The 10,402-nt window shown below is 71.4% G+C and carries 10 protein-coding genes; 3 read left to right on the top strand and 7 right to left on the bottom strand.

What is annotated here, in order from left to right; all coding sequences use genetic code 11:
* Positions 1–117: 117 nt before the first annotated feature.
* Genes ACTIFU_RS19590 through ACTIFU_RS19570 form a run of 5 tightly spaced genes read right to left on the bottom strand, consistent with a single transcriptional unit; the run spans position 118 to position 6,032 of the window.
* A complete protein-coding gene (locus ACTIFU_RS19590) occupies positions 118–1,413 on the bottom strand; it encodes an ABC transporter substrate-binding protein (RefSeq protein WP_439580003.1) in 1,296 nt (431 codons plus the stop codon).
* Positions 1,414–1,441: 28 nt separating this feature from the next.
* On the bottom strand, positions 1,442–2,272 hold the full coding sequence (locus ACTIFU_RS19585) for a carbohydrate ABC transporter permease (RefSeq protein WP_439580002.1): 831 nt from the start codon (positions 2,270–2,272) through the stop codon (positions 1,442–1,444).
* A gap of 10 nt (positions 2,273–2,282) precedes the next feature.
* Positions 2,283–3,176 (bottom strand): carbohydrate ABC transporter permease, encoded by an 894-nt coding sequence (locus tag ACTIFU_RS19580; RefSeq protein WP_439580001.1) that lies wholly within the window; start codon positions 3,174–3,176, stop codon positions 2,283–2,285.
* A gap of 1 nt (position 3,177) precedes the next feature.
* Positions 3,178–4,362: an ABC transporter ATP-binding protein gene (locus ACTIFU_RS19575; RefSeq protein WP_439580000.1), complete on the bottom strand. Its 1,185-nt coding sequence runs from the start codon at positions 4,360–4,362 to the stop codon at positions 3,178–3,180.
* 32 nt (positions 4,363–4,394) lie between these two features.
* A complete protein-coding gene (locus ACTIFU_RS19570; RefSeq protein WP_439579999.1) occupies positions 4,395–6,032 on the bottom strand; it encodes an acyl-CoA synthetase in 1,638 nt (545 codons plus the stop codon).
* Between the two features lie 44 nt (positions 6,033–6,076).
* Here ACTIFU_RS19570 and ACTIFU_RS19565 point away from each other — a divergent pair, with 44 nt between their 5' ends.
* Genes ACTIFU_RS19565 through ACTIFU_RS19555 form a run of 3 tightly spaced genes read left to right on the top strand, consistent with a single transcriptional unit; the run spans position 6,077 to position 8,194 of the window.
* The gene (locus ACTIFU_RS19565) at positions 6,077–6,904 is read left to right on the top strand and encodes an alpha/beta hydrolase family protein (protein WP_439579998.1); all 828 of its coding nucleotides are present in this window, start codon (positions 6,077–6,079) and stop codon (positions 6,902–6,904) included.
* Positions 6,905–6,960: 56 nt separating this feature from the next.
* Positions 6,961–7,632 (top strand): sulfite oxidase-like oxidoreductase, encoded by a 672-nt coding sequence (locus ACTIFU_RS19560; protein WP_439579997.1) that lies wholly within the window; start codon positions 6,961–6,963, stop codon positions 7,630–7,632.
* The gene (locus ACTIFU_RS19555; protein ID WP_439579996.1) at positions 7,625–8,194 is read left to right on the top strand and encodes a glutathione peroxidase; all 570 of its coding nucleotides are present in this window, start codon (positions 7,625–7,627) and stop codon (positions 8,192–8,194) included. The genes ACTIFU_RS19560 and ACTIFU_RS19555 overlap by 8 nt, the downstream gene beginning before the upstream one ends.
* A 3-nt stretch (positions 8,195–8,197) precedes the next feature.
* On the opposite strand, the gene ACTIFU_RS19550 is transcribed toward ACTIFU_RS19555, so the two are convergent.
* Entirely contained in the window at positions 8,198–9,367 is a 1,170-nt protein-coding gene (locus ACTIFU_RS19550) for a multidrug effflux MFS transporter (protein ID WP_439579995.1), read from the bottom strand.
* 61 nt (positions 9,368–9,428) lie between these two features.
* Positions 9,429–10,073 (bottom strand): uracil-DNA glycosylase, encoded by a 645-nt coding sequence (locus ACTIFU_RS19545; protein ID WP_439579994.1) that lies wholly within the window; start codon positions 10,071–10,073, stop codon positions 9,429–9,431.
* Positions 10,074–10,402 lie beyond the last annotated feature (329 nt).

Here is a 10,402-nt window from a genome sequence, read left to right as displayed (position 1 = left end):
CGCACGAAGGATGAACCTTCGCGCGGCTGGTATGTCACCTTTCCTCCGGCGCGCGGCCGCCCCACCAACCCCGCGCGATACCCTCCGCACAAAGGTCGAACCTTTGTGCTCCGGGTATCAGGCCGTGCGCATCAGCGCGGTGGTCTGCTCGACCAGACGGGCGAGCCCCGCTTCGGGCGCGAGGTCGCCGCGCATGATCGAGGTCAGCGTCTCCTGCTGCGCGCGGTGGATGCGGGGCCCGTTCGCGCCGTAATCCTCCCACGGCAGCGACCGGTCGGCCTGCAAGGCGGCCGAGCGGGCGTTCGGGTTCTGCTGGTAGAACGACCCCAGGAACTCAGGCCCGGCCGCGCGCAGATTGGTCGGCAGGTATCCGGTCATCTCCACCGCGATCTTCTGCGCGAGCGGCCCGGCGGAGAACTTCACGTACTCCCAGGCTGCGCGGCGCTTGGCGTCGTCGCGCGCCATGATCACCGCCGCATTGCCGCCCGTCGGCACACCGCCCTTCTCCCTGTCGGTGATCGGGAAGGGCGAGGTGCGCAGCGGGAACCGCCCACCCACGAGACCCGTGATCACCGCGAGCCGAGCGGGGCTGTCGAAGATGATGCCGATCCCGCCGGTGGCAAATTGCTGGCGATTCTGGTCGGCGCCGATCAGCTCCATCCCGCACTCGGTGACGAAGCGGCGCGCGAGCCGCACCGCCGCGAGCCCGGCGGCGTCGCCGAAGGCGACGGTCTTGCCGTCCGCCGACAGCATCCGCCCGCCGCCCTGTTGCACCAGCGCCTGCCAGAGCCAGTCGGAATCGAAGCTGTTGATGTAGTAGGAGACGCCCATCGCATTCGGCGTCGTCTGCTTGATGCGCGCGCCGAGCGCGATCACGCCGTCCCAGGAGTCGGGGAACGCGTCCGGATTGCCGCCCGCGCGCGAAACGAGCTCGGGGTTGTAGTAGGCGATCGGCGAGGAGGCGTTGAACGGCATCCCGAACTGCGTGCCGTCCACCTTGCCGAGTGCCAGCATGCGCGGGCTGAAATTGTCGACCGCCCAGCGCGCGCCCTCGGCGGCGATCAGCGGCGCGAGATCGACGATCTGGTTGCGCGCGGCGAGCGTGCGCGCGAGCTCGGGCAGGCGGTTGAAGCCTGAGAAGGTCACGTCGGGGAGCTGATTGGTCAGCGCCCCGCGCAGCAGCGACTGATGGAGTTCGTCGTAGTTCGGGATGATCTGGCGGAAGGCGATGCGGATGCCGGGGTTGGCCTTGGTGAACTCCTCGGCGATCGGCGCGAAGAACCGCGCGAAGGAGGGGTAGGCGTGCACGACGTCGAGCGTCACCTGGGCCTGCGCCTCGGCGCGTCCCGTGGGCATGGCGGCAGCGAGCGCGGCCGCCCCGGTCCCTGTCAGCAGTTGCTTGCGTGTCAGCATCGTTCTCACTCCCTTCTGGGGCTGCGGGTCAACGAACTCCGGTCATGGTGATGCCGCGCACGAAGGCACGGCGGGCAACGAGGAAGCCGACGATCATCGGCCCGGTGATCAGCGCGGCGGCGGCCATCAGCGCACCGTAGTTGCCGCCCGTCTCGGCGTCGCGGAAGGCGAGGATGCCGAGCGCCGGTGTCGCGCGCTCCGACGAGGTGACGACGATCAGCGGCCAGTAGAGGTCGTTCCAGTGCGCGACCACCGAGAACACCGAGAACGCGGCGATCGCCGGCAGTGCGGCGGGTGCGGCGATCCGCCAGACGATCTCGAACTCGCCCATGCCGTCGAGCCGCGCGGCCTGGAGAATCTCCTCCGGATAGGTGCGGAAGAACTGGCGGAACAGGAACAGGCCGAACACGGTCAGGAAGAACGGCATCATCAGCGCGAAATAGGTGTCGAGCAGCCGCAGATTGGCGAGCGCGATGTAGAGCGGCAGCGCCGGCACCTGGATCGGGATGCAGAGCCCGAACAGCACCAGCCCGAACAGCAGCCCCCGCCCGCGGAAACTCAGCCGCGCGAGCGCATAGGCCGCCGGGATCGCGGTGAGCAGCTGCACTGCGAGGATGCCGCCGCAGACGATCACGCCGTTCAGCATCGCGCGCGGCAGGTTGCTGGCACCCAGCGCCTGGCCGTAGTTCTCGACCCCGGCGAAGCGCGACGGGATCGGATCGAACACCGCGCCGAACACCTCCTCCGGCGGTCGGATCGAGGTGAGCAGCATCCACAGGAACGGGGCGGCCATCACCACCGCGCCGGCGAGCAGCACGGCGTGCGACGCGATCCGGCCGATGATGCGCCCGGGTCTCATGCCCCCGCCTTCATGCGTAGTGCACCTTCCGTTCGAGCACGCGCGCCTGGAGGATCGACAGACCGGCGAGGAACACCAGCAGCACCACCGTCATCGCCGCCGCGTAGCCCATGCGGAAATACTGGAAGCCCTCGAGATAGAGAATGTAGAGCAGCGTCTCGGTCGAGCCGAGCGGACCGCCGCGCGTCAGCACCACCACGGTGTCGAACACCTTGAAGGCGGTCACGGTCGAGGTGACGGTGACGAACATCGTCGTCGGACCCAGCAGCGGCCAGGTGACACGCAGGAACCGGTCCGGGCCGTAGCGTGCGCCGTCGAGTGCGGCGGCCTCGTAGAGCTCCCGCGGGATCGCCGAGAGCCCGGCCAGGAACAGCACCATGTTGAAGCCGATCAGCTGCCAGATGCCGATCAGCGCGAGCGTGCCGAGCGCGAGGTCGGGATCGTTCAGCAGGTCGATCCGTCCGAAGCCCAGGTTGATTGCGAGCGGCGTCACCGGGCCGAGCGTGGGGTGCAGCATGAACTGCCAGACGGTCGCCATCGCTACCAGCGTCGAGGTGACGGGCAGGAAGTAGATAACCTCGTAGAACGTCCGGGTTCGGATCCGCGCGTGAACGAGCAAGGCGACGCCGAGGCCCCCGAACACGGCCACCGGCAGCACAAAGGCGACGTAGAGGAAGGTGTTGCGCAGCGAGCGCTGGAACACCGGATCGGCGACCATCGCCGCGTAGTTGTCGAGCCCGACCAACCGCACCGCGATCGCGCCGAGGCGGTAGTCGGTGACCGAGAGCGCCACCAGCACCGCGAGCGGGGCGAGCAGGATGGTCAGGATCAGCAGCAGGGCAGGGGCGGCGAAGATCGCGCCCCAGCGCGCTTCCGTGCGAGCCTGCGGCGAGCGCGCGCCCATCTCACCCCACCCTTTCGAGCTGGTGCAGGGCGATGCGCGCGCCGTCGGCGCCGAACAGATGCGTCCCCGACGGCGCGACCGCGAGGGCGATCTCCTTGCCGAGCAGTCCAGCCTGGACAGCGGAGTCGTGCTCGGCGGCGGTGATGCGCACGACCAGTGGCGTGTCGCCCGCGCCGGCGAGCGTGGCGTGCAGCATCCACTCCGCGCCCAGGTTCTCGGCCCGCTTCAGCCGCGCGCGCAGCACTGGCCCGTCGCGGCGGGGCGAGGTCGGATGCAGCGCCTCGGGGCGGATGCCGACAGTGACACGCGTGCCCGCCGGCACCCCCTGCGCGATCGGAAGCCGCACCCCGTCGATCCGCACGCAGGCGCCGTCCGCCTCGCCCTCGATCACGTTGATCGGCGGCGAGCCGATGAAACGCGCGACTGCGAGCGTGGCCGGCCGGTCGTAGAGATCGGCCGGCGTGCCGAGCTGGAGGATGCGGCCCCGGTCCATCAGCGCGACCCGGCTCGACATGGTCATCGCCTCCACCTGGTCGTGGGTGACGTAGATGAAGGTGATGCGGAGGCGCGCATGCAGCTCGGCGAGTTCGCTGCGCATGTGCACGCGCAGCGCCGCGTCGAGATTCGACAGCGGCTCGTCCATCAGGAACACACGCGGGCGGCGCACCATGGCGCGGCCGAGGGCGACGCGCTGACGCTGCCCGCCGGAGAGCTGTGCGGGCTTGCGGTCGAGCAGGTGGGCGATCCGGAGCTGCTCGGCGACGGAGCGCACCTCGGCCATGATGCCGCGCATCACCCGCGGCCGGCGCGGCGAGAGCAGGCGGATCAGCGGCAGGCGCTCGAGCAGCGTCAGCCTCCGCATCTCCAGCGGGGTCGCCATGTTCCCCGCCACCGTCATGTGCGGGTAGAGAGCGTAGGACTGGAACACCATCGCCACGTCGCGCTGATCGGGCGGCAGCGGATCGACCGTGCGCCCGCCGATCGCGACCGAGCCGCGATCGGCCCCCTCCAGCCCGGCGATGATCCGCAGCAGGGTCGATTTGCCGCAACCGGACGGCCCGACCAGGGTGAGGAACTCGCCCGGCTCGATCGCGAGATCGACGTCCTCCAGCACGCGGGTGCGGCCGAACGACTTGGCGATCCCGGAGAGCACGACCCCTTCGGCAACGGTCTCAGCCTTCGGCACCTCGGTTCCCCTGACGCGGCCCTATAGCGATCCTAGCCCGATCGGATCGGTGATTGTTCGATGACAGGGCGCTCGGCGTCGCGCAGCGCGCGGCGGATGATCTTGCCTGTGGTGGTGAGCGGCAGCGAGCCCACGAACGCGATCTCGCGCGGGTATTCATGCGCGGCGAGGCGCGACCGCACGAAGCCCTGGACCTCGGCGGCGAGCGCCGTGGACGGTGCCACCCCCTCGCGCAGCACCACGAAGGCCTTGACGATCTCGGTGCGGAGCGGATCGGGCTTGCCGATCGCGGCCGACATTAGCACGACGGGGTGACGGTTCAGGCAGTCCTCGATCTCGCCCGGGCCGATGCGGTAGCCGGCGGAGGTGATGACGTCGTCGTCGCGGCCGACGAAACGGAGATAGCCGTCCTCGTCCGCCGTGCCCTGATCGCCGGCGACCAGCCAGTCGGCCCTGAACTTGCGCCGTGTCGCCTCCGGATTGTTCCAGTAGCCGAGGAACATCACCGGATCGGGGCGGCGGATGGCGATGTCGCCGAGCGCGCCGGGCGGCAGCCGCTCGCCCGCGGGGCCGATCACCGCGACGTCGTGGCCGGGCACCGGCCGGCCCATCGAGCCCGGGCGCACCGGGTAGAGGCCGGCGCAGTTCGAGACCACCAGATTGCACTCGGTCTGGCCGTAGAACTCGTTGATGGTGAGGCCGAAGGTAGCGCGGCCCCAGTCGAGCAGCTCCGCGCCGAGCGTCTCGCCGCCGGAGGCGACCGAGCGCACGGCGAGCCCCGCAGGCGGTCGCGCGGCACGCAGCATCCGGAGCGCGGTCGCCGGCATGAAGACGTTGCGCACGCCGTGCCGCGCCATCAGCGCGAACGCCGCGTCGGGATCGAACTTCGCCATCCGGTGCGCGAGCACGGGCACGCCGTGGAACAGCGAGGGCAGCAGCACGTCAAGCAGGCCGCCGATCCAGGCCCAGTCCGCCGGGGTCCAGAACAGGTCGCCCGGTTGGGGGAACAGCTCATGCGGCAGCTCCACGCCGGGCAGGTGGCCGAGCAGCACGCGATGGGCGTGCAGGGCGCCCTTTGGCGGGCCGGTGGTGCCGGAGGTGTAGATGATCAGCGCCGGATCATCGGCGGATGTGTCGGCAGGCGGATGATCCGGCGCGGCGCGTTCCATGAGGCACGGCAGGTCCTCCGCGCCTGGGGCAGGGCCGTCCACCGACAGCACGCGGGCGAGCGCAGGCAGCTCGGCCCGCAGCGCTTCGAGCTTGGCCGCGCCCTCGGCATCGGTGATCACCGCCGCAGCCCCGGAGTCGCCCAGCCGATACGCCAGCGCCTCGGGCCCGAACAGCACGAACAGCGGCACCGCGATCGCGCCGAGCCGGTAGGCGGCGAGATGCGCGATTGCCGCCTCGGGGCGCTGCGGCAGCAGGATGCCGACGCGGTCGCCGCGGCCGATCCCGCCTGCGGCGAACACATGGGCGAGCCGGCCCGAGCCCGTGCGCAGATCGTCGAAGCTCCAGCGCCGAGTCCCGTGGGCGGCAAGGTCGATCAGCGCCGGGCGGCCCGTCCCGTCGGCCCAGCGGTCGCAGCACGCCTCGGCGATGTTGAACCGTGCCGGGATCGCCCAGGCGAAGCGGACGCGAAGCTCCTCGTAGGAGGCGGCACTGGGCAGCATCGCCCCGCTTGTAGCGTCAATGTGCCGGGAGCAGAATATCCATCGTGCGGATCGCCGTTGTCCTCGCGGCCATGCTGTGCGCGGCACCGGCCGGCGCCGAGGACGTGCGGATTCCGATCACGGATGCGCAGGGCGGGGTGCGCGAGATCGTCGCGCGCGTCTGCCGACCGGACGTCTCTTCGCCATACCGGATCGTCGTGATCAACCATGGCGCGCCGCCCGAAGCGTCGCGGCGACCGGCGGTGATCCTCCCCTCCTGCGACCACGAGACGGTGCGCTGGTTCACCGCGCGCGACCTGGCGGTCGTGCTGCCGCTGCGACGCGGCTACGGCGCCACGGGCGGACGCTGGGATGAGCACTACGGCGGCTGCGCGCGCGGCGACTTCGTCCGGGCCGGGCGCGAGACCGCGCGCGACATCGCCGCCGCAATCGCCTGGGCGGTCGCGCAGCCCTGGGCGCTGCCCGAGGGCGTGATCGTGATCGGGCAGTCCGCCGGCGGGTGGGGCTCGGTCGCGCTCGCTGCCATCGCCCCGCCCGAGGTGTCGGCGATCGTCAACATTGCCGGCGGTCGCGGCGGCCAGGTCGGCCGCGTCCCCGGGACCACCTGCAACGAGGCGAAGCTGATTGAGGCCGCAGGCCGGTTGGGCGAGGGGGCGCGGGTGACGATGCTCTGGCTCTACACCGCGAATGACAGCTTCGTCGCGCCGCCGACCGCCGTTTTGATGCATGAGGCGTTCACCCGCGGCGGCGGCGAGGCTGAGCTGCGCCAGCTTCCCGCCTGGCGAAGTGACGGGCACGGCCTGTTCTTCGGTCGCGGCGGCAGCCGGATCTGGGGCCCGGTGCTGGCGGCCTTCCTGAACCTGCCGCCGTAACCACATCCTCAGTGGCGGCGAACCATCGCCGCCACGAACAGAGCACGGAGAGCGGAATGAGCGACGCTGAGCGGGGCGGCGTGTTCGGAGCCATCCGCGACAAGCTGATCGCGAAGAAGCAGGACTGGGCGCGCGAGGGGCGGCTGCTGACCGGCGCGCATGGCGCGCGCGAGGTGGACCGGCTGCCGCCAGGCCAGCGCCTGGTGCGCGACTGGCCGGTGCTCGATCTGGGCGTTCAGCCGGCGATCCCGCGCGAGCGGTTCCGCCTGATCGTCGACGGCGCGGTGGAGGCGCCCGTGGTGCTCGATTGGGGTGGGCTCATGGCGCTGCCGCAGTCCGAATCCATCTCCGACATCCACTGCGTCACCGCCTGGAGCCGCTACGACAACCGCTGGTCGGGCGTGCGGGCCGCCGACCTGCTCGCGGCGGTGAAGCCCCGGACGGAGGCGCGGCATGTGCTGTTCCAGTCCTCCGACGGCTACACCACCAACGTCCCGCTCGCCGCCTTCGCTGACGACGACGTGATGCTCGCCCATTCCTGGGATGGCGCAGCCTTGGATCGTCGCCATGGCGGACCCCTGCGCGTGGTCATCCCCAAGCTCTATTTCTGGAAGAGCGCGAAGTGGGTCCGCCGGATCACGCTTGCGGCCGAGGATCAGCCGGGGTTCTGGGAGACGCGCGGCTATCACAACCACGGCGACCCCTGGATGGAGGAGCGATATGGTTGATCGCATCAGGCGGGCGCTCGGCGTGGTCGGTGCCCTCGGTATGGCGCTCGCGCCGTTCAGGCCCGATCCGGCCCTGGCGAGGCAGCACAGCGCCTGGGACTTCAGCTTCGACTCGATCGAGGGCGGGACGATGCCGCTGGCGCAGTGGCGCGGCCGGCCGCTCCTGGTCGTGAACACCGCCTCGTTCTGCGGCTTCACCGGGCAATATGCCGGGCTGCAGGCGCTGCACGAGCGCTACGCGGCGCGCGGCCTGGTGGTGCTCGGCGTGCCCTCGAACGACTTCCGACAGGAGCGCGAGGACAACGCGGCGATCAAGCAGTTCTGCGAGGTCGAGTTCGGGGTGGAGTTCCCGCTCGCCACGCTGAGCCGCGTGACGGGGCGCGAGGCCCATCCATTCTATCGCTGGGCGGCGGCCGCGTCCTCTCCACCACGCTGGAACTTTCATAAGTATCTCGTTGATCGTGCGGGAAAGATTTCCGGGTCCTGGGGCTCGCGCACGACCCCGGAGAGCCCCGAGCTGATCGGCGCGATCGAGGCCGCGCTCGCCGCCCCGGCAGCCTGAGCCTCAGCCCGTCTCGCGCGGCAGCAGTGCGAGCGAGGCGAGGGCGGCCGTGCCCGAGAGCGCGATCCCGACCGCCATGGCCCAGCCCGCGGTGTCGAGCAGGGCGGCGACGATCAGCCCGCCGAGCGCGGCGAGCCCCCATTGCAGGAAGCCGAGCAGCGCCGAGGCCCGACCGGCCATGTGCGGGAAGGGCGCGATCGCGCCCGACTGCGCGTTCGGCTGGGCGAGCGCGAAACCGACCATGTAGAGCACCACTGGCAGCGCGACCGTCGCGAGCGAGGGACCGGCCCGCGCGAGTGCGGCCGGCCCGGCCCAGCCGCAGAGGAAGCACCAGACCACGCCAAGACGCAGCATCCGACGTACGCCGAGGCGTGAGCTGATCTGGCGCGCGACCAGGCTGCCCAGCAGATAGCCGCCGACGACGGCGGCGAACACAAAGCCGAAGTCGCGTGGCCCGAGGCCGAGCCCGGTCTGCACCACATGCGAGGAGCCGGAAATGAAGCAGAACAGGCCGGTATAGGTCGCTGTTGCGATGGCGGCGTGGGCGAGGAAGCCGCGATGGCACGCGAGCGCGCGATAGGCCGCGACCAGGCGCGCCGGTGCGAGCGCATCGGGGTCGAGCCGCGGCGCCGTCTCGGCGAGCCGCACCCCGCTCGCGGCGAGCAGCAGCGCGGTAAACCCGACCAGCAGCCAGAACGTCGCACGCCAGCCGAACTCCTGCGTCACCACCCCGCCCAGCACCGGCCCGACCGCCGGCGCGAGTGACATCAGCCCCGCGATGGTCGCGTAGACCGCGGCGGCGCGCGGCGGATCGGTGGTGTCGCGCACCACCGCGCGGGCGACCACCGGCCCGCCGCATGCGCCTAGCGCCTGCACCACCCGCGCGACGATCAGCAGGCCGAGGCCCGGGGCAAGCGCGCAGGCGGCCGAGGCGGCGAGGTAGAGCGCGAGCCCGCCGAGCGCGGCCGGCCGGCGGCCGAACCTGTCGGCGAGCGGGCCATAGACGAGCTGCGCCGGCGCGAAGGCCAGCAGATAGCCCGAAAGCGTCCACTGCACGCCGGCCGCATCGGTGCCGAAGGCGGCCGCGATCGCGGGCAGAGCGGGGAGGTAGAGATCGGTCGAGAGCGGGCCCAGCGAGACCAGCGCGGCGAGCAGCCAGACCGGCGGGATCATCGGTACGAATGATTCAACAACAACGTTCTGCGCGCACGGGCTCGCACGTGATCCGAGCCTGTCAGCGCCGATCCAGCAGCGTCATCACGCCCTCGAACACCGCATGGAACATCGCCTCCGTCAGCCGCCCGGTGTTCGTGTTGTAGCGGCTGCAATGGTAGCTGTCCGCCAGCACGAGGCCGTCGAGGTCGTGCCGCGCGCCGTGCGCGAAGCGCGCGGACGAGGCGGGCCGGCCGAACGCGCGAAGGACGGCGCCATGCGCGACCGCGCCGAGGGCGAGCACCACACGCAGCCGTGGCATCGCCGCGAGCTCGCCCTTCAGGAACGGATTGCAGGCAGCGATCTCGGCGGGAGTGGGCTTGTTCTCCGGCGGCACGCAGCGCACCGCGTTACAGATCCGCGCGCGCGTCAGCTTGAGCCCGTCATCCGGCCGGGCGTCATAGCGCCCCTCGGCGAGCCCGAAGCGGAGCAGCGTGGCGTAGAGCAGATCGCCGGCCCAGTCGCCGGTGAAGGGGCGGCCGGTGCGGTTGGCGCCGCGCAGTCCCGGCGCCAGCCCGACGATCAGCAAGGGGGCGTCGAGCGGGCCGAACGAGGCGACCGGCGCGTTGTGCCAGTCGGCGAAGCGCGCGCGGTTGTCGACGCGGAAGCCAGCGAGCCTCGGGCAGAGCGGGCAGTCGCGCGGCGGCGCCGCGGGCGTGCGGCTCATATCGTCCTGCCGAAGGTTTCGCTCTCCGCAGACCGATATGGCGGCCCTCTTTCGCACGCGGCCGCCCTACCAGCGGGACCCCATCGCAGCCTCGCTGCGATGGGACCCGCAGCCCCACGCGCGATACCCGGCCGCCAAAGGTCGACCCTTTGGCGGCCGGGCATCACTCGGTGGTGCCGGTCTCCGGCACCCCGCGCCAGGGCTCGGACGGGGTGGCGCGCGGCCCGCCGACGGTCTCGACGGTGAAGGGCCGTCCGGTGACGCCGACCCGCTCGCCGATCCTTTCCTCGCGCGGCATCCCAGGCTCGCGCGGCGGCACCATGCGGCGG

Source organism: Elioraea sp., from assembly GCF_051860475.1.
Taxonomy (GTDB): domain Bacteria; phylum Pseudomonadota; class Alphaproteobacteria; order Acetobacterales; family Acetobacteraceae; genus Elioraea.
This window is presented reverse-complemented; position numbering and strand designations above follow the sequence as displayed.